Genomic DNA, 18,990 nt, shown 5'->3' with positions numbered 1-18,990 from the left:
TGTAGACGATGGTGGGTACGGAGTTGCCGACGGCGTACCCGTCGGCGACAGCCCCGACCCCGAGCCCGGCGGCGACGACGGCGGCGCGCACGAACCCGGTGCCCCGCGACACGACGGACCCGACGGCCATGACGACCCCACTGCGCACGGGTGACCCGCCTTCGTCACGACCCGCGGCCCCGGCCGAGTCGGCCGGATCGCGCCCGGCCCGGTCGCCGGCCACGGACGCCGCGGGCGCGGGCACGTCGGCGGCGGGCATGCGCGCGTCGCGCGTCATCGGCGGGCCAGGTACGCCTGGAACGCCCGGTACAGCGCGTGGTTCGCGGTGCCGTCCAACGGCCTCTCCCATTCCCCCAGGGTCTCGACGACCTCTCCCCCGGTGCCGAGCTTCCAGCGCAGCAGTCCGTACCCGCGGTCGCCGGGGTCGAGGGTGGAGGGTACCCCGCGCATGTCGTAGACGTCGGCGCCGAGGGCGTGGGCGTCCTGCATCATCCGCCACTGCAACAGGTTGGACGGCCGCACCTCACGGCGGTGGTCCGCCGACGCCCCCGTCTGGTACCAGACACGCCGGCCCACCCGGATCATGGTGTGCGCGGCCAGGATCTCGCCCCGGTGGCGCGCCAGGTACAGCGTCATCCGCCCCGGCTCCTCGGCGTTGAGCGCCGCGTACTGGCGCTCGTAGTACGCCAGCGAGCGCCCGAGCCGGAAGCCGTCGCGCTCCTCGGTGATGCGCAACAGCCGGTAGAACTCCGGCAGATCCGCCGCACCGCCCACCACCGTCTCCACACCCTCCTTCCGCGCCCGCCGCACATTGCGCCGCCACTCCTGGTTCAGGCCGGACCACAGGTCGTCGACGGTCCGCCCGACGAGCGGCACGCGGAACACGTAGCGGGGCTGCGCGTCCCCGTCCTCCTCGCCCCCGCACCGGTGCCAGCCACGGGCGCGCAGCCGTTCGGCGACGGCCGTCCCCAGGGGGTCGACCTCACGGGCGAGCACGTCCGCGAGCCGCCGGTCCGGCCCCGCGGCCGCCTTCAGCCGCGCCGCGTCCCAGCTGCGGTGGTCCGGTGCCGGACCGATCCGTACGGCGAACGCCCCCGCGGTCCGCAACAGCCTCAGCAACGGGCCGAGCCAGGCGTCCATGCCGGGATCGGCCCAGTCGGCGACCGGCCCCTCGGGCAGGTACGCGAAGTACTTGCGCGTACCCGGGAGTTGGCGCAGCAGCACGAGGGCCACGCCACTGAGCTCCCCCGCCTCCGGCCGGGGCCCCCAGCCGACGAGCAGCGAACGCCAGCCCTCCTTCACCTCCGCCCACGACGGGCACTGCAGGAAACCGGGGCCGAGAGCACTCCCGGAACGGGACGCGAGGAAGGCGCGGTAAGCCTCCTCGGTGATGGGGCCGAGCGGTGTTTCCTGGCCGCGGTCGGCCGGCACGAGCAGCGCAGACACGGTGTGGGACCTCTCTGTGGTCGCGGAATGCCGTGGATGCTCACAGCCGCCCATGACCGGTCCACGCGGCGAATGTGACCGGACCATGACCGTTCGGCCCCAACCGCCGTCACATCGCCCCACAGCCCCTCACCTGCGATTTCTGCGTCCTACGCTCGTCGCATCCCACCACCTTCCGCGACCACGGAGGATTTGTTGATGTCTGTGAGACGTGCCCCCGCGCGCCGTATACCCGTGCGCGTCGCGGCGGCCGCCGTGCTGCTGGCCCCGCTCGCCGCCTGCTCCCCCGGCTCCACGGACGCACCGGCCGATGACGCGAAGCCCGGTGCCCGCGCCGCCGACGACCGCCCGGCGACCGTGACGGTCACGCCGAACGGGCGCGCGGTGCGCGCCGGTCAGCCGGTGAAGGTGACCGCGTCCGGCGGCACCCTCACCTCCGTGTCGGTCACCGACTCCGCGGGCGGCACGCTGAAAGGCACGGGCGACGGCGACAGTTGGCAGTCCGACCGCAAGGCCGTCCCCGGTGCCACGTACACGGTGAAGGCCACGACGCGCACCGCGGGCGGCACGGAGCGCACCACGTCCACCTCGTTCACGACCGCACCGGCCGGCAAGGTCAACAAGGTGGACTGGCGGCCCGGCGCGGCCACCACCGTCGGCGTCGCGCAGCCCCTGTCCCTGGTCTTCGACCACCCGGTGACCGAAAAGGCGGAGGTCGAGCGGCAGTTGAAGGTCACCACCTCCGACGGCACCGAGGGCTCCTGGGGCTGGCTGAAGGACTGGTCGGGCCGCGACCGTATCGACTGGCGGCCGAAGGCGTACTGGAAGTCCGGCACGAAGGTCACCCTCGACGCCCGGTTGAACGGCACCGACTCGGGCGCGGGCGGCGGCTGGTTCGTCCGCGACTACTCGACGTCGTTCACGGTCGGCGCGCGCCAGATCGTCAAGGTCGACCTCGACCACCACAAGCTGACGCTGGAGCGGGACGGCCGCACCGTGCGGACGATCCCCGTCTCCGGCGGAACTCCGGGCGGGGACAAGCGTTCCTGGCGCGGCACGACGGTGCTGATGTCCAAGGAGGGGACGATCAACATGAACTCCGAGACGGTCGGCCTCGCGGACGCCTACGACAAGATGGTCGACTACTCGATGCGCCTGACCTGGTCGGGCATGTACGCCCACGCGGCGCCCTGGAACGACAAGTGGATGGGCCGGGCCAACAAGAGCTCCGGCTGCATAGGCATGAGTGACGCGAACGCCGCCTGGTTCTACGCCCAGGTCCGCCCCGGCGACCCGTTCGAGATCACGGGCAAGGACACCAAGGGCGTCCCCGCCCCCGGCAACGGCTTCGGCGCGTGGAACCTCTCCTGGGACGACTGGAAGGCGAAGAGCGCGCTGCACACACCAGTTGCATGATTCCCCACACCACGCGCCACGTGGCGCACCTCCACGTACAGCGGAAGCACCGGCGGCGACTGCGTCGAGATCGCCGACGGCTGCCCCGTCGGCGCCGTCCCCGTCCGGGACAGCAAGAACCCGGACGGCCCCGTGGTCGTCGTCGGCGCAGGCGCGTGGCGGGCGTTGGTGGACGGCCTGCGGTAGCGCCGCACGACACCGGTCGGCTGCGCGTTCAGCCGGTCGGGTCCGGGCGGAGCGCGGCGAGCACCTCGCGGGCGCGGGCCCGGAGCCGTTCGTCGGCGCGGACGATCTCGCTCTCGGTGCCCGACCGGATCACCCGCAGGTCCCGTTCCGCGAGGTCCGTCAGCCGGCGCAGGTGATCGGCGGACAACGCGCCGGCGCCCAGGGCGAGCAGGGCGTCGCACGCCTCCAGCGCGCCCGCCTTCTGCTCGGCGGACGTCAGCACGGTGTCAGCCAGGGCCGGGCGGTCGAGGGTGTCCGGGTCGGCGACGGCCACCAGGGCGAGCACAGCCGCCGGCGCCTGCGCCGGATCATCGAGCAGCGCTGTGAGCCGGGGCACCAGGGGCCGGCCGGCCGGGCCGAGCAGTGCGGCCGCGCGGGCGGCGCGTATCGCGGTCCAGCGGAACCAGTACTCACCGGACGCACGGGTGAACACCGAGTCCAGCACGGCGACCACGGTCTCGGCGTCCCCGGTGATCCGCCACAGGGCGTCGGCCAGCGCCACGTCCGCGTCGAGCACGGGCGAGGTGTCCGGGGCGTCCGCGCCGCTGAGGGCGCCGCGCAATCCCTCAGCCAACCCCGCTGCCGCCGCACCCAGTCGGCCCGCCACCTGGGCCGCCCAGGCCGCGTCGCCTGATGCGTCCGAAAGCTCCTTGGCGAGTCTCGCCAGGAGAACGTCTGTCTCACCGGTCAGTTCGAAGTGGGCCTCCGCCACCGGGAGCGGGCCGTCGGGCGCCTGCGCCCGCAACGCCTGGGCCGCGCGCCGACGTTCGTCGAGCGGGCACTCGGCGGCGACAGCGGCGACGGCCGGGGCCGCCGGCAGCGGGAACCGGGTGAGCAGTCCGTACAGCCCGGGCAGCGCGTCGGCGGCCCGTCCGCCCCACTGCCGCAGCAGGCGCATCAGTTGGCTGGGCTCGTTCCCGGTGAGGTCGTCCTCCGCCAGCCTGGCCCGTACCGCGGTCAACAGCTCGGGGTGGAAGGGGAAGGGCACGTCTTGCGGTGCCCGGAACCCGGCGGCGGCGTCCAGGCCCCAGGGGCGCTTCCCGAGGCCGCGGGCGAGCAGCGGGGCCGCCCGGTCCGGCGCCACCAGGGCAAGCACGCCGAGCGCGCGGTCCGCGAGATCCTCGTCGTGGCCGGCTTCCGCGAGTGCGGCCAGGGCGGGCGCGGCCTTCGCCGCGATCGGTCCCAGCTTCCCGAGCAGGGACAGTACGCCCCGCGCGTCGCCCGCCGTGACCAGCGGCAGCAGTGCGGGCAGCAGCCGCTCCGGGGCGCTGCGGGACATCTGGCAGGCCCGGTCGGCGGCCCACGCGGCTTCGGCCCGCACATCGGCCCGCTCGTCCCGCAGGGCGGCGTCGAGCAGGTCCCCGGCCGCCGTGGTGTCCGCGTCGGTCCCCCGCTGCAGCAGCTCCTCGACGACGGCGCACAACGGCTCGGCCCGGTCCAGGTCGAGGCGTTCCCGGCCGAGCGGGCTCGCGGGCAGCGACAACAGCATCGCCCGGTGGTGTGCGGCGTCCCACGCCTCGCCCGCGTCCAGGCGGGCGAACACGGCGGCGAGCCGCAGGTGCGCGGGGTGTTCCGGCCCAAGGGCCGCCTGCGCAAGGGCGGCACCGGCCGCCGGGTCCAACCGTGCGATGGCTCCGAGGAGTTCAGCCCGCACGAGCGGTTCGCGCTCCGTGTCCCACCGGCCCAGCAGCGCGGACAGCACCGTGTCGGCAGCGCGCGTCCGCGCAACGGCCCACACTGCGGCCTGACGCACCGCGGGATCGGAATCACCCAGCGACGGCGTGATCAGTGGCAGTTGCGCGGCGACGGCCCTGCGCACGGTGCCCGGCTCCACCCCGTGTTCGTCGTCGCTCCCGGCCATGTCGCCGAGCAGCCTCAGCAGATCGGCGGACTTGTGGCCGGCCGCCGCGATCCGGGCGAGGAAGGGCGCCACGTCGGCAGTGGCCGCGTAGACGGTCCCCTGGTGCAGGATGCTGCCGTAGAGCTCCGACACCGCTTCGTCCGCGGCTTCCTCATCGTCCCCGGCGAGGGCCCGCAGCAGCTCCGGCAGGTCCTCGGCGCTGCCGTAGGCATGTGTGGTGTCGGCCCATGGGTGTGTGTCGAGACCGTCGAGTGCATGTGCGAGATCCATGGGCGGATCATGGCAGGCAGGTCCGACACACCCGGCCGACCTCGCCGTAGGGACGCGTGGGCCGAACCGGACCGGACGCGTCAGCCGGCGGCCATCTCCCACATCAGCACCTCCGCCGCCCCCGCCGCCACGATCTCCAGCCCCTCCGCGCCCGTGAGCCGCGCCGCGTCTCCCGGTCCCAACTGCTCTCCGGCCAGCGCCACTTCGCCCCGCACCACGTGCGCGTACACGAACGGCGCGTCGGGGACGGCGGTCCGCTCGCCGGGGACGAGGCGGCGGACGTGGAGCATCGCCCCGGCCTCGGGAAGGGCGTACGGGGTGGAGTCGGCGATGCCGCGGACGATCTCGTACGACGGCTCGCCGCCCGGGTCCTTCGGTGCGAGCCACATCTGCACGAAGACCAGCGGGTCCGGCCCGTCGTTGCGTTCGACGTGCCGGACGCCGCCCGCCGAGCTGAGACGCTGGACGTCGCCGGGGCGCACGACGGTGGCGTGGCCGGCGGAGTCGCGATGGGTCAGCTCGCCCTCGACGACCCAGGTGATGATCTCGGTGTGGCTGTGCGGATGCTCGTCGAACCCGGCGCCGGGCGCGAGGCGCTCCTCGTTGCAGGCGAGGATCGCACCGAAGCGCAGGTTGTCGGGGTCGTAGTGGCGCCCGAAGGAGAAGGCGTGCCGGGACTCGATCCCGGCCGCCGGGTCGCCTCCCGGGTAGCGGTCGGCGGAGCGCCGGATGGAGGTCCGGATGGCTGTCACGCGGACACCGTAGCGGGGCCGCGGTGGCACACGCCGCGATCAGGGGAACCCCGGCACTTAGCCCACGCGTCCTGATAAGGCAGTCTTGTCCCGTGCCCGAACCTGCAGCGAACGCCTCCCATCCGCACTCCGCGACCCTGCGGCGCCTTGAGCAGTCCTCCGGCCGGCTGGCCGCGAACGCCATCGCCCGCATGGACGAGTCGCTGCCCTGGTACCGGGCCATGCCCCCGGAGAACCGGTCCTGGATCGGACTGGTCGCGCAGGCCGGTATCGCCGCGTTCACGGAGTGGTTCCGGCACCCCGAGACCCCACAGGCGATCTCGACCGACGTCTTCGGCACCGCGCCGCGCGAGCTGACACGTGCCATCACGCTGCGCCAGACCGTGGAGATGGTGCGCACCACCATCGAGGTGATGGAGGCGGCGATCGAGGAGGTCGCGGCCCCCGGCGACGAGTCGGTGCTGCGCGAGGCGCTGCTGGTGTACGCGCGGGAGATCGCGTTCGCCACGGCCCAGGTGTACGCGCAGGCGGCCGAGGCGCGGGGCGCCTGGGACGCCCGGCTCGAATCCCTCGTGGTGAACGCGGTGCTGTCCGGAGAGGCCGACGAGGGCGCGGTGTCCCGGGCGGCCGCGCTCGGCTGGAACTCGCCCGAGCACGTGTGTGTGATCCTCGGCACCGCCCCCGACGGGGACAGCGAGCTGACGGTGGAGGCGATCCGCAGGGCGGCCCGGCACGCCAAGCTCCAGGTGCTGACCGGCGTGCTCGGCGACCGGCTCGTGGTGATCGCGGGCGGCAGCGACAACCCGCTGCACGTCGCCAAGTCGCTGATCGGCCCGTACGCGGCCGGACCCGTGGTCGCCGGCCCCATCGTGCCCGACCTGCTGGCCGCGACCCGGTCCGCGCAGGCCGCCGCGGCGGGCCTCAAGGCGTGTTCCGCCTGGCAGGACGCGCCGAGGCCGGTCCTCGCGGACGATCTGCTGCCGGAGCGCGCGATCGCGTCGGACCCCGCGGCACGCGAACAGTTGGTGGAGGAGATCTACAGACCGCTGGAGGAGGCGGGCTCGGCGCTGCTGGAGACTCTGAGTGTCTATCTGGAGCAGGCCAGCAGCCTCGAAGGCGCCGCGCGGATGCTGTTCGTCCATCCCAACACCGTGCGCTACCGGCTCCGACGTGTGACCGACGTCACCGGGTGGTCACCCTCTGATGTCCGCTCGGCGTTCACTCTGCGGATCGCCCTGATTCTCGGGCGTCTGGCCGAGGGGGACAGCCAGCCATAGACTTTTGTTGAACACCGACAATTCCCCTGACGGTTCTTCGTCCCTGTCCCCACGGGCGGGTACGGCCGTCCACAAGAGAGAGTGTGAGGGTGCTCGTACTCGTCGCTCCCGGCCAAGGCGCCCAGACGCCCGGCTTCCTGACTCCCTGGCTCGAACTGCCCGGCGCCGCCGACCGCATCGCGGCCTGGTCCGACGCCATCGGGCTCGACCTTGCCCACTACGGCACGAAGGCGGACGCGGACGAGATCCGCGACACGGCCGTCGCCCAGCCGCTGCTCGTGGCCGCCGGACTGCTGTCCGCGTCGGCGCTCGGGGACGTCTCCCCCGGCGCGGTCGCCGGCCACAGCGTCGGCGAGATCACGGCGGCCGCGTTCGCCCGCGTCGTCGACGAGACCGCCGCGCTGCGTCTCGTACGTGCCCGGGGCCTCGCGATGGCCGAGGCCGCCGCGGTCACCGAGACCGGCATGTCGGCGCTGCTCGGCGGCGACCCCGAGGTGACGGTCCCGCACCTGGAGAAGCTCGGTCTGACCCCGGCGAACGTGAACGGCGCCGGCCAGATCGTGGCCGCCGGCACGATGGAGCAGCTGGCCGCGCTGGAGGCGGACAAGCCGGAAGGCGTCCGCAAGGTCGTGGCGCTGAAGGTGGCCGGCGCGTTCCACACCCACCACATGGCCCCCGCGGTCGCGAAGCTGGAGGCGGCCGCGCAGGAGCTGTCCCCGGCCGACCCGGCCTTCCCCTACGTCTCCAACAAGGACGGGCAGACCGTCGCCACCGGCGCCGAGGTCGTCTCGCGCCTGGTCGGCCAGGTCGCCAACCCGGTGCGCTGGGACCTGTGCATGGAGACGTTCGCCGAGCTCGGGGCGACCGCCCTCATCGAGGTGTGCCCCGGCGGCACCCTCACCGGTCTCGCCAAGCGCGCCCTCAAGGGCGTCGAGACGCTCGCGCTGAAGACCCCCGACGACCTCGACGCGGCCCGCACGCTCGTCGCCGAGCATTCAGCAGCCTGACAAGGAGCCGTAGCGCATGTCGAAGATCAAGCCCAGCCAGGGCGCCCCGTACGCACGCATCATGGGCGTCGGCGGCTACCGTCCGACCCGCGTCGTGCCCAACGAGGTGATCCTCGAGACGATCGACTCGTCGGACGAGTGGATCCGCTCGCGCTCGGGCATCGCCACGCGCCACTGGGCCTCCCCCGAGGAGACCGTGACCGCGATGTCGGTCGAGGCGTCCGGCAAGGCGATCGCCGACGCGGGGATCACCCCGGAGCAGATCGGCGCCGTGATCGTCTCCACCGTGTCGCACTTCAAGCAGACCCCGGCCGTCGCCACCGAGATCGCGGACCGGATCGGTGCGGTCAAGCCGGCCGCGTTCGACATCTCCGCGGGCTGCGCGGGCTTCGGCTACGGGCTCACGCTCGCCAAGGGCATGGTGGTGGAAGGCTCGGCGGAGCACGTTCTCGTCATCGGCGTGGAGCGCCTCAGCGACCTCACCGACCTGGAGGACCGTGCGACGGCCTTCTTGTTCGGCGACGGCGCCGGCGCGGTCGTCGTGGGCCCGGCGAAGGAGCCGGCGATCGGCCCGACCGTGTGGGGCTCGGAGGGCGACAAGTCCGAGACCATCAAGCAGACCGTGCCGTGGACGGACTACCGCGAGGGGTCCGTCGAAAAGTTCCCCGCCATCACGCAGGAGGGCCAGGCGGTGTTCCGCTGGGCCGTCTTCGAGATGGCGAAGGTCGCCCAGCAGGCGCTCGACGCGGCCGGCATCACGGCGGCCGACCTGGACGTCTTCATCCCGCACCAGGCCAATATGCGGATCATCGACTCGATGGTGAAGACGCTGAAGCTGCCGGAGCACGTCACGGTCGCCCGTGACGTGGAGACCACCGGCAACACCTCCGCCGCCTCGATCCCGCTCGCCATGGAGCGGCTCCTGGCGACCGGACAGGCGAAGAGCGGCGACACCGCGCTCGTCATCGGCTTCGGGGCGGGTCTCGTCTACGCCGCGACGGTCGTTACCCTCCCCTAGGCACCCGTACGGATCTTCCGGACGGCTGCAGCCACATCCTCTGATACACACCGAAGGAGCGCCAACATGGCCGCCACGCAGGAAGAGATCGTCGAAGGTCTCGCCGAGATCGTCAACGAGATCGCCGGTATCCCGACCGAGGACGTCCAGCTGGACAAGTCCTTCACCGACGACCTGGACGTCGACTCGCTGTCCATGGTCGAGGTCGTCGTCGCCGCCGAAGAGCGCTTCGACGTCAAGATCCCGGACGAGGACGTCAAGAACCTGAAGACCGTCGGCGACGCCGCGGACTACATCCTCAAGCACCAGGCCTGAGACTGACGCGCTCGTCGCCGCCCAGCGGTGGCGCCGTGCACATTCCGCACCCCCTACACGTGGAGAAAGAATTCCTGTGAACTCGACCAATCGCACCGTGGTCGTCACCGGTATCGGCGCAACCACACCGTTGGGTGGCGACAGCGCATCGACCTGGGAGGGCCTGGTCGCCGGCCGTTCCGGCGTGCAGCTCCTGGAGGGCGAGCGCTTCGCCGACCTCCCGGTGCGCATCGCCGCGGCGGCCGCGGTCGACCCGGGCGAGGTCCTGCCCCGCCCGCTGGCCCGCAAGCTGGACCGTTCCGCGCAGTTCGCCGTGATCGCGGCGCGCGAGGCGTGGGCCGACGCCGGCTTCACCTCCCCCGCGGGCGAGGACGCCACGGTGGCACCGGCCCGGCTGGGCACCGTGATCGCCTCCGGCATCGGCGGCGTGACGACCCTGCTCGACCAGTACGACGTGCTGAAGGAGAAGGGCGTACGCCGCGTCTCCCCGCACACCGTCCCCATGCTGATGCCGAACAGCCCCTCCGCCAACGTCGGCCTGGAGGTGAACGCCCAGGCGGGCGTCCACACCCCGGTCTCGGCGTGCGCGTCGGGCGCGGAGGCGATCGGTTACGCCGTCGAGATGATCCGCACCGGCCGTGCCGACGTGGTCGTCGCGGGCGGCACCGAGGCGGCGATCCACCCGCTGCCGATCGCCGCGTTCGCCAACATGATGGCGATGTCCAAGAACAACGACGAGCCGGCGAAGGCCTCGCGCCCGTACGACACGGCCCGGGACGGTTTCGTCCTCGGCGAGGGCGCGGGCGTCGTCATCCTCGAGTCGGCCGAGCACGCGGCCACGCGCGGCGCGCGGGTCTACTGCGAGGTGCTGGGCCAGGGCCTGTCCGCGGACAGCCACCACATCGCGCAGCCGGAGCCGACGGGCCGCGGGATCGCCGCCGCGCTGCGGAACCTGCTGGAGACGACGGACCTCAAGCCGTCCGAGGTCGTGCACCTGAACGCGCACGCCACCTCGACGCCGCAGGGCGACGTCGCGGAGATCAAGGCGCTGCGCTCGGTCCTCGGGGACGACCTCGACCATGTGGCGGTCTCCGCCACGAAGTCGATGACGGGTCACCTGCTGGGTGGCGCGGGCGGTATCGAGACGGTGGCGACGGTGCTCGCGCTGCACCACCGCACGGCCCCGCCGACGATCAACGTCGACGACCTCGACGAGAGCGTGGACGCGGACATCGTCCGCGACGAGCCGCGGGCGCTGCCGGAGGGCACGATCGCGGCGATCAACAACTCGTTCGGCTTCGGCGGCCACAACGTGGTGCTGGCGTTCCGCACGGTGTGACGTCGCGATTGCGTGCGAGGCCCGCGCCCCTGTTGGGGGTGCGGGCCTTCTGCTTTCCCCTACCCGCCCTCCCCCTACGGCCTGGCGGCCGTAGGGGGAGGGCGGGGTGGGGAAACGGCCCCGCGCAGCGGACACGCCCGACCCGCAGCGCAGGCCCCCGTCACACCACCTGGTGGAGCCACCGCACCGGCGCGCCCTCCCCCGCATAGCGGAAGGGCTCCAGCTCGTCGTCCCACGGCTTGCCCAGCAGCTTCGCGATCTCCGCCTCCAGCTCCGTCTCCCCCTGCGACGACCGCGCCAGCGCGGCCCGCAGGCGGTCCTCCGGGACCAGGATGTCGCCGTGCATGCCGGTGACCGCGTGGAAGATGCCCAGATCCGGGGTCGCGCTGTAGCGCTCGCCCTCCGCCGTCGCGCACGGCTCCGCCGTCACCTCGAAGCGCAACAGGTGCCAGCCGCGCAGCGCCGACGCCAGCTTGGAGGCCGTCCCGGCCTCGCCGCGCCAGGAGAACTCCGCTCTCCAGGTCCCGGGCGATGCGGGCTGGCGGACCCAGTCGAGCTGGACCCGTACGCCGAGCACTCCCGCGACCGCCCACTCGACGTGGGGGCACAGCGCGCGCGGTGCGGAGTGAACGTACAGAACGCCACGTGTCGTCACCGGGACCTCCAGTGTGGGACGAGGATCACCTTCCCAGCGGCCTCAGTAAACAGCATCGGGACTGGAACTCCGCAAAACGGACAGCATGTGACGTGATGTAATTTACTGGCGCCGATGGGCAGGGGGCTGCCTCTGGGTCGACGGGAAAAAGCTACCGTGCGGGGACACCCCAGAGGTGGCGTACTGTCGGTCCTGGGCCCGTACGCACGAAGCTTTCACTCGGCAGGAGTCCGACCGCCGGGTCGCAGAAGGGGAAAGACGGGGATGCGGCAGCGCGCGAGGACGTACCGCCGGCACGGGGCACGGGGCGTCGCGGTGACCCTGACCGCCCTCGCCGCCCTCTCCGCCGCCGTGCTGACGGCATGTGACTCCTCGTCACAGCAGGGCGGACGTTCCGGCTCGGCCTCCCGGCCCACGCCGAGCCCCAGCCCCACCCCGGACTGGGACCGCACTCCGCGTTCCCTCGCCGCGGTCGGCGACTCGATCACGCGCGGCTTCGACGCCTGCTCGCTGTTGGCCGACTGTCCCGAGGTGTCGTGGGCCACCGGCACCGACGCCAGGGTGAACAGCCTCGCGCTGCGGCTGCTCGGACCGGCCGGCGCCGCGGCCCGCAGCTGGAACCACGCCCGGTCCGGCGCCGATGTCGCCGACCTGCCCGCGCAGATGGCCCGGGCGGCCGCGCACAAGCCGGAGCTGGTCACGGTGATGGTCGGCGCGAACGACGCCTGCGCCGACACCGTGGAGCGCATGACGCCCGTCGACAGGTTCCGCGCGTCGTTCGAGACGTCGATGGCCCGGCTGCGCAAGGACGCGCCCAAGGCCCAGGTGTACGTGTCGAGCGTGCCGGACCTCAAGCGCCTGTGGTCGGCCGGCCGCGCCGATCCGCTGGGCAGTCAGATCTGGAAGCTGGGCGTCTGTTCGTCCATGCTGGGCGACGCGGAGGACGACAGCCTGTCGGCGCAGCAGCGCCGGGACACCGTCCGGGAGCGGATCGTCGCGTACAACGAGGTCCTCGAGGACGTGTGTGCCGACGACGACCGCTGCCGTTACGACGGCGGCGCGGTGTTCGACTACCGGTTCAGCGGGGAGCACTTGAGCCGCTGGGACTGGTTCCATCCCAGCCGCTACGGGCAGGAGCGGCTGGCCGAGATCGCGTACCGCAACGTCACGGCCGTCCAGCCGCCGACCGGGCGCCTGGGCGGGCAGGCCGAGGGCGGCGCGCGGTAGCCAGGGCAGCGCCCGGGCCGCGATACTTCCGCCCACCCGACGGAAGGATTCCCGTGTCCCGGATACGCGCCCGCCTGGACGTGCTCGGCGTCGCCCTGCTCGCGTCCGCTTCGCTCGCCCTCACCGCTTCGCCGACCGCCGCGGCGCAAGGCGCCGACACGGCACGGGCCGCTCAGGCGCAGCCCCTCACCGTCGAGGAGCGGCGCCTGGAGCGCGCCGTTCCGCAGGAGATCCTGCGGCGCGGCGGATTCGACGACGTGGCGCCCGCCTTCACCCGGGCGCTGGCCAGGGCCAGGTCCTTCGGGCAGGCGGAGCGGACCGTCGCCCGTCAGGGAGCGGCGCTGTGGGAGCGTGCCGTGGACCGGGCGCAGGGGCGCGGGCCCGCGCGGGGCGACCTGAGCCGCGACGACGACCGGCCGCTGTACTGGGCCCGGCTCGGCATGACGGCGCATCTGCGTCAGTGGGAGCCGTCGTTCGGTCTCGACGACGAAGCGCGGGCGCGCCTGATAAACCGTCTGGAGCGCAGCTCGCGCGGCCAGGACTCGATGGACCTCCCCGCCGGCAAGGGCGTCAAGCGCGTCGTGATGACGGGCTTCGACCCGTTCACGCTGGACCGCGACATCCGGATCAGCAACCCGTCCGGCGCCACCGCGCTCGCCCTGGACGGCACCTGGATCCGTACGGCGGACGGGCCGGCGCGGATCGAGACGGCCGTCTTCCCGGTGCGCTGGCAGGACTTCGCCGACGGGACGGTCGAACGGACGCTGCGGCCGCTGCTGCCGGAGGCGGACCTGTTCACGACGGTGAGCCAGGGCCGGGTGGGCCGGATCGACATCGAGCGGTTCAACGGCGCCTGGCGTGGCGGGTTCCCGGACAACGACAACCTCTCCCGTACGGAGACGGTGCCGGTCGACGACCCGGCCACGCAGCCCCAGTGGACGACGACCACGCTCCCGTACACCGCGATCACGGCCGCCGACACGGGCCGCTTCCCGGTCTACGACAACACGTCGGTCACCGAGGTACCGGCGGGCGGCGGCTCGGCGGTCGTACGGCCCGAGGGGCCGACACCCGGCTCGACGGCGCGCGCCGGGGGCGGCGGCAACTACCTCTCGAACGAAATCGCCTACCGCGCCACGCTGCTCCGCGACCGGCTGGGACTGGTGATCCCGGGCGGCCATGTGCACACCCCGGTGCTGCAGTTCGGGGCCGGGAACACGACGGAGGTCACCGACCCGGAGTTCGTACGCAACCGGCAGGACATCGTCGCGCAGGTGCGGGCGATCATCCGCGTGGCGGCGGAGTCGGCCGGCTGACGCCGAGCCGGGCGACGGCCGGACCGCATCCGGCCGTCGCCCGGCCCTTCCCAGCGGGCGAAGCCCGGGCTCCTGGACGCACGGACCGGCCGGCCTTTCTCTCGGACGACGGGACGGCCATGATGGGCCGCATGAAGATCGCAGCAGCACAGTTCCCGTCCGTACTCGGCGACGTCGAGGCCAACATCGCCGGCATGGCGGGCCTGATCCGCGAGGCGGCCGGGCAGGGCGCGCGGTTCGTGGCCTTCTGCGAACTGGCCGCGCAGGGCTACGACCTGGCGGCCATCGCGTCGGACCCCGGCCTGTGGCTGGCCGAGGACGACCCCCGGCTCGAACCGGTGCGCGAGGCGTGCCGTACGACCGGGACGGCGGCCTTGATCGGCTGCGCGGCCCGTACGGACGGCGCCCGGCCGGCGATCTCGGCCCTGGTGATCGGCCACGACGGCGGACTGCTCACCCGCTACGACAAGACGCACCTGTACGGGGAGGAGCTGGAGGTCTTCACGGCCGGCACCGCGGCGGGCCGTTTCGCGCTCGACGGGGTCCGCTTCTCGGTCGCGATCTGCTACGACAACCGGTTCCCCGAGGTGGCCGTGTCTGCGAAGGCGGACGACTGCCGGGTGTACGTGGCCAGTTCGGTGCTGGAAGCGGGCAACGACTCGTTCGAGAAGGTCTGTCCGGTGCGGGCCCGGGACAACGGCCTGTACGTGCTGCTCGCCAACCAGGTCGGCACCTGCGAGGTGGGTGAGTGCCGGGGCGGCAGCGCGGTGTGGGGCCCGGACGGCACGCTGCTCGCGGACGCGGGCGAGGGCGGTCGGGGCCTCGCCCTCCTGGAGCTTCCCGCGGACCCGGCACGCCGGGCCGGGCCGCCGGTCAGGACTTGGTGAAGCCGTACGGGGGCTGCCCGGGGGCGGGTGCTGCCGGGGCCGCCCCCGCGGTGTCGTCCCCGCCCCGCGGGGCCGTCAGGTCACGTGCCATCAGCGTCGCGCCCGCCACCGCGCCCGGCATCAGGAACACGGCCACGAAGGGGACGAGGAACGCCAGCGTCAGGGGCACGCCGAAGCCGAGCGTCAGCAGTCGGCGGCCGCGCAACAGGCCCAGCCGCTCCTTCAGTTCGATGCCGCGACGCTGGAGCGCGACGGCGGTCAGCTCCTCCGTGAGGAAGAAGCCCGAGACGCAGAAACCGACCACGGGCACGACCGTCTGACCGATCACCGGGATGAAGCCGCAGGCGAAGAGCAGCATTCCGTAAAACGCGACACGCAGCAGGATCCGCACCGAGTCGCGTGCGGAGATCCACAGTTCGCGCCACAGCGGCAGGCCGGACGTCGGCACCTCGCCGCCCTCCGTGCGGTCGACGTGCTCGGACAGGGACTCGTAGAACGGCTGGCCGACCAGCAGGGTCACCGCCGTGAAGGTGATCACGGCGAGGAAGAGGCCGAAGAAGAAGGTGAGTGCCGTCAGCGTGCCGCGCAGGACGCCCTGCCACGGCGAGGACCAGTCGTCGGCGAAGGGCGTCGCCCACGCGGCGAGGTCGTCCGCGCCCCAGGCGAGTCCCGCGAGGGCCGCCGCGTACAGCACCAGAGTCACCAGGCCGGGCAGCAGCCCGAAGCCGAACCAGCGGCCGTGCCCGCCCACCCAGCGCTGGCCCCTCATCAAGTAGCCGAAGCCCACCCCGAGATCACGCATGCGCACAGCTTATCGGTGGGGCTCTTGTTGTTCGGCAGCCGAAACGGTAGACCTCGCGTACTGATCGTGTACTGATCACGTATCGATGCTTCCGGCACTGGAAAGGTCCGTTGCGCATGGGATCATCCCGACCCGTACTGATCACCGCCGCCCTCGCGACCGCGCTCGCGGGCGCTCTGCTCGTGCCGCCGGCCGCCACCGCGACCCCGAGCAGGGACGATCCGCGGCCGCATCCGCTGCGGGAGGGCGGCGGCCGTGACACGGGCGCGGCCCGCACGCCCGCGTCGGCCACCGCCAATGCCCTGGCCGGCCCGGCGACCGGTCCGCGGACGACAGCCGGCGGCTACCCCCGCGAGACGACGCTCGACGTCCCGCCGGCGAATCCGGACGACAAGTCCATCAAGCTGGGCCTGGTCCCGTACCACTCGATCGCGCCGCGCCTCAACGCCCTGCAGCAGCTGGGCGACCGGGTGAGCGTCGAGGTCGCGGGGCACTCGGCGGGCGGCCACCAGCTGTACCTGGTCACCGTGACGGCTCCGGAGAGCGCGGCGCAGGCGCGCGAGCAGGAGCGGATGCGCGAGCGGATCGAGAACGCACCGGCGGCCGCGGCCAAGGACCCGCGCGTCAAGGCGGCGTACAAGACTCCCGTGTTCATCAACAACAACATCCACGGCAACGAGTGGGAGGGCACGGACGCCGCGCTGAAGCTCATCGAGGAGCTGGCGAAGGCGAAGGACGCCCGCACCGCCGACCTGCTCGCGAAGAACCGCATCTACCTCAACGTGACCGCCAACCCGGACGGCCGGATCGCGGGCACCCGCGCCAACTCCGGCGGCTTCGACCTGAACCGGGACTTCATCACCGCGTCCCAGCCCGAGTCGCGCGCCATCCGGCGGATCGCGATCGACAAGCAGCCGGCCGTCATGCTGGATCTGCACGGCTACGTCAACGGCACGCTGATCGAGCCGACGACGCCGCCGCACGGCGAGAACTACGAGTACGACCTCTTCCTGAAGAACGCGTACGCCAACGCCCTCGGCATGGAGAAGGCCGTCAACGGCCTCGGCCACACGGTCGACAAGGACGGGGTGCGGCCCGCCGTGATCCCGTTCCGCGACGAGAAGGAGGGCTGGGACGACTGGCCGCCCATCTTCACCCCGCAGTACATGCCGTTCCAGGGCGCGGTGGCCTCGCACACCATCGAGTTCCCGATGCGGGTCAACAACCGTGACTACGACGCGCTGCCCGTCGCCGAGCTGCGCCGCCGTGCCGTCATCAACGCCGACATCGCGGGCGCTGCCATGCGCGCGACGCTGGACTACACGCACGCGCACCGCACGTCGGTGATCGCCGACCAGATCGAGACGTTCCGGCGGGGTGCGGCGGGCGAGGCGCAGCGGCCGGTGTCGGAGGAGACCGTGCCGGGCGTGCCGGGCATCGGTCCGGAGGACGTGTACACGACCACCTTCCCACGTGCCTATGTGATCCCGGCCGGCGGCTCGCAGAGGTCGGCGGTGGCGGCGGGCCGGCTGGTGGACCATCTGGTCGCCAACGACGTGCGGGTGGAGCAGGCACGTCTGCCGTTCCGGCTGGCGGGGCGCTCCTACCCCGCCGGTTCGTACGTCGTCGACATGCACCAGCCCAAGCGCGGACTGGCCAACGTGATTCTCGCCGAGGGACGCGACATCAGCGCGGACGTCTCGGCCATGTACGACATCTCGGGCTGGAGCCTGGGCCTGCTGTGGGGCGCGACGGTGGACACGTCCGTCTCGCACGCGCCGCGGGTGCCGACGCGCACGGTGCACGCCGCCTCGCCGACCGGCCGGGTCGCCCCGCACGGCGACCTGCGGCTGCGGCTGGACGACCCGAAGGAGATCGCGGCCCTCAACTCCCTGCTGGCGCAGGGGATCGAGGTGCGGCGCACGGCGGACGGCGCTGCGGTCGTGCCGGGCTCGGCGCGGGGTGCCGCACGGGTGCTGGCGGACCGGCTCGGGGTCGTGTTCGAGGCGACGAAGGAGAAGGGCACGGCGCCGCTGCGCCGGACCCGGGTCGCCGCGGCCGTCACCCCGGGCGAGCTGTTCGCGCTACGGGAGATGGGCTTCGCGGTGGTGCCGGTGTCGACGGCGGTGCTCAACGCCGGCTTCGACTGGTCCACGGTGGACGCCCTGTTCGTGTCGTCCGGCCTGGACCACGCGAAGCTCACACCGGCCGCCCGTGCGGCGTTCGACGCGAGCGGCGTCGGCGTGGTCGGGCTCGGTGAGCAGGGAGCGGCGTTCAACACCGCGGCCTCGCTGCTGGACGTGACCGCGGTGACGGGCAACGGCGACGCCAACGGCGTGGTCCGCGTGGTGAACGCGGGCGGCCCGATCACCGGCGGCGCCCCGGCGCACACGTTCGTCTACTCCCCGGGCTGGTTCACCGGCCTCGGCAGCGGCGTGCGCGTCGAGCAGTCCTACGGCTCCGGGAACCCGCTCGTGTCCGGCCACTGGCGTGCGGCGCAGGACGGCAGGGGCGGTCCGCAGGACGCGGCGGGCCGGGCATCGGTTGTCTCGGGTACGTCGAAGGCCGGCGCGCCGGTGGTGCTGTTCGGCACCGAGCCGCTGTTCCGGGCGCACCCCAAGGGCGTGTTCGCACAGATCGGCCGGGCGCTGCTGACCCGCTGACCGCGACCGGCGGGCGACCGCCGGGCATGCGACGAGGACCGCACCCCGTGCGCGGGTGCGGCCCTCGGTCATGCGGGTCACACGGCGAGGTCGACCGTGATGTTGCCGCGGGTGGCCTTGGAGTAAGGGCAGACCTGGTGGGCCTTCTCGACGAGGTCCTTGGCGGTGGCGGCGTCCACGTTCGGGATGCTCACGGAGAGCTTCACGATGAGGCCGAAGCCGTCGTCGTTCTTGCCCAGGCCGACCTCGGCGGTGACGGTGGACCCGGAGACGTCCGCCTTCTCCTGGCGGGCGACGACGAGGAGGGCCTGCTGGAAGCAGGCGCTGTAGCCGGCGGCGAACAGCTGCTCCGGGTTGGTCCCGGCGCCGCTGCCGCCCGTCTCCTTGGGCGGGGTCACGACGAGGTCGAGGGTGCCGTCGTTCGTGGTGACACGGCCGTCACGGCCGTTCTCCGCGGTGGCGACAGCGGTGTAGAGCACCTCGGACTGCTGGATGGACATGGAGTCTTCCTCCT

General features: G+C 72.8%; 16 protein-coding genes and 1 pseudogene. 11 read left to right on the top strand and 6 right to left on the bottom strand.

From position 1 onward, the window contains the following. Nucleotides 1–273: 273 nt before the first annotated feature. Nucleotides 274–1,446 (bottom strand): lipid II:glycine glycyltransferase FemX, encoded by a 1,173-nt coding sequence (locus ACLB9X_RS19570; RefSeq protein ID WP_410361664.1) that lies wholly within the window; start codon nt 1,444–1,446, stop codon nt 274–276. Nucleotides 1,447–1,644: 198 nt separating this feature from the next. Here ACLB9X_RS19570 and ACLB9X_RS19565 point away from each other — a divergent pair, with 198 nt between their 5' ends. Together ACLB9X_RS19565 and ACLB9X_RS19560 are read left to right on the top strand one after the other, a co-directional pair. After that, a complete protein-coding gene (locus ACLB9X_RS19565) occupies nt 1,645–2,862 on the top strand; it encodes an Ig-like domain-containing protein (RefSeq protein WP_410361663.1) in 1,218 nt (405 codons plus the stop codon). Between the two features lie 27 nt (nt 2,863–2,889). Beyond that, nucleotides 2,890–3,048 (top strand): annotated as a pseudogene (locus tag ACLB9X_RS19560) (DUF397 domain-containing protein); the annotation flags it as partial. A 28-nt stretch (nt 3,049–3,076) separates the two neighbouring features. Here the strand turns inward: ACLB9X_RS19560 and ACLB9X_RS19555 are convergent. Further along, nucleotides 3,077–5,218, bottom strand: coding sequence for a hypothetical protein (locus tag ACLB9X_RS19555; protein WP_410361662.1), 2,142 nt, complete (start codon nt 5,216–5,218; stop codon nt 3,077–3,079). Between the two features lie 80 nt (nt 5,219–5,298). Then, nucleotides 5,299–5,970, bottom strand: a complete 672-nt coding sequence (locus ACLB9X_RS19550; RefSeq protein WP_410361661.1) for a pirin family protein — start codon at nt 5,968–5,970, stop codon at nt 5,299–5,301. A 92-nt stretch (nt 5,971–6,062) separates the two neighbouring features. Between ACLB9X_RS19550 and ACLB9X_RS19545 the strand changes: the two genes are divergently transcribed. The 5 genes from ACLB9X_RS19545 to ACLB9X_RS19525 all read left to right on the top strand — a co-directional run bounded on the left by ACLB9X_RS19545 (nt 6,063) and on the right by ACLB9X_RS19525 (nt 10,926). Continuing rightward, on the top strand, nt 6,063–7,247 hold the full coding sequence (locus ACLB9X_RS19545) for a PucR family transcriptional regulator (RefSeq protein WP_410361660.1): 1,185 nt from the start codon (nt 6,063–6,065) through the stop codon (nt 7,245–7,247). Nucleotides 7,248–7,336: 89 nt separating this feature from the next. After that, nucleotides 7,337–8,254, top strand: coding sequence for an ACP S-malonyltransferase (locus ACLB9X_RS19540; RefSeq protein WP_410361659.1), 918 nt, complete (start codon nt 7,337–7,339; stop codon nt 8,252–8,254). A 16-nt stretch (nt 8,255–8,270) separates the two neighbouring features. Continuing rightward, on the top strand, nt 8,271–9,272 hold the full coding sequence (locus tag ACLB9X_RS19535) for a ketoacyl-ACP synthase III (protein WP_410361658.1): 1,002 nt from the start codon (nt 8,271–8,273) through the stop codon (nt 9,270–9,272). 66 nt (nt 9,273–9,338) lie between these two features. Further along, nucleotides 9,339–9,587 (top strand): acyl carrier protein, encoded by a 249-nt coding sequence (locus tag ACLB9X_RS19530; protein WP_010987188.1) that lies wholly within the window; start codon nt 9,339–9,341, stop codon nt 9,585–9,587. Between the two features lie 76 nt (nt 9,588–9,663). Then, the gene (locus ACLB9X_RS19525; RefSeq protein ID WP_410361657.1) at nt 9,664–10,926 is read left to right on the top strand and encodes a beta-ketoacyl-[acyl-carrier-protein] synthase family protein; all 1,263 of its coding nucleotides are present in this window, start codon (nt 9,664–9,666) and stop codon (nt 10,924–10,926) included. Between the two features lie 160 nt (nt 10,927–11,086). Here ACLB9X_RS19525 and ACLB9X_RS19520 read toward each other — a convergent pair whose 3' ends face one another. Further along, a complete protein-coding gene (locus ACLB9X_RS19520; protein ID WP_410361656.1) occupies nt 11,087–11,581 on the bottom strand; it encodes a DUF3145 domain-containing protein in 495 nt (164 codons plus the stop codon). Nucleotides 11,582–11,845: 264 nt separating this feature from the next. Between ACLB9X_RS19520 and ACLB9X_RS19515 the strand changes: the two genes are divergently transcribed. The 3 genes from ACLB9X_RS19515 (at nt 11,846) to ACLB9X_RS19505 (ending at nt 15,011) form a co-directional block, all read left to right on the top strand. Next, nucleotides 11,846–12,808, top strand: coding sequence for a GDSL-type esterase/lipase family protein (locus ACLB9X_RS19515; RefSeq protein ID WP_410361655.1), 963 nt, complete (start codon nt 11,846–11,848; stop codon nt 12,806–12,808). A gap of 53 nt (nt 12,809–12,861) precedes the next feature. Beyond that, nucleotides 12,862–14,124 carry a pyroglutamyl peptidase gene (locus ACLB9X_RS19510; protein WP_410361654.1) on the top strand — a complete coding sequence of 421 codons (1,263 nt, stop codon included), beginning with the start codon at nt 12,862–12,864 and terminating at the stop codon, nt 14,122–14,124. Nucleotides 14,125–14,255: 131 nt separating this feature from the next. Beyond that, a complete protein-coding gene (locus tag ACLB9X_RS19505) occupies nt 14,256–15,011 on the top strand; it encodes a carbon-nitrogen hydrolase family protein (protein ID WP_410361653.1) in 756 nt (251 codons plus the stop codon). Here ACLB9X_RS19505 and ACLB9X_RS19500 read toward each other — a convergent pair. Continuing rightward, complete coding sequence (locus ACLB9X_RS19500; RefSeq protein ID WP_410361652.1) at nt 14,998–15,813, bottom strand: EI24 domain-containing protein; 816 nt, start codon at nt 15,811–15,813, stop codon at nt 14,998–15,000. The genes ACLB9X_RS19505 and ACLB9X_RS19500 overlap by 14 nt on opposite strands. A gap of 116 nt (nt 15,814–15,929) precedes the next feature. Between ACLB9X_RS19500 and ACLB9X_RS19495 the strand changes: the two genes are divergently transcribed. Then, entirely contained in the window at nt 15,930–18,476 is a 2,547-nt protein-coding gene (locus ACLB9X_RS19495; protein ID WP_410361651.1) for a M14 family zinc carboxypeptidase, read from the top strand. Between the two features lie 77 nt (nt 18,477–18,553). Here the strand turns inward: ACLB9X_RS19495 and ACLB9X_RS19490 are convergent, their stop codons facing one another. Further along, nucleotides 18,554–18,976: an organic hydroperoxide resistance protein gene (locus ACLB9X_RS19490; RefSeq protein ID WP_410361650.1), complete on the bottom strand. Its 423-nt coding sequence runs from the start codon at nt 18,974–18,976 to the stop codon at nt 18,554–18,556. Between the last annotated feature and the right edge of the window lie 14 nt (nt 18,977–18,990).

The sequence above is a fragment of the Streptomyces sp. 5K101 genome, from assembly GCF_046506645.1.
Lineage (GTDB): Bacteria > Actinomycetota > Actinomycetes > Streptomycetales > Streptomycetaceae > Streptomyces.
Note: the sequence above shows the minus strand (reverse complement) of the source record. Positions and strands in the feature narration are given on the sequence as shown.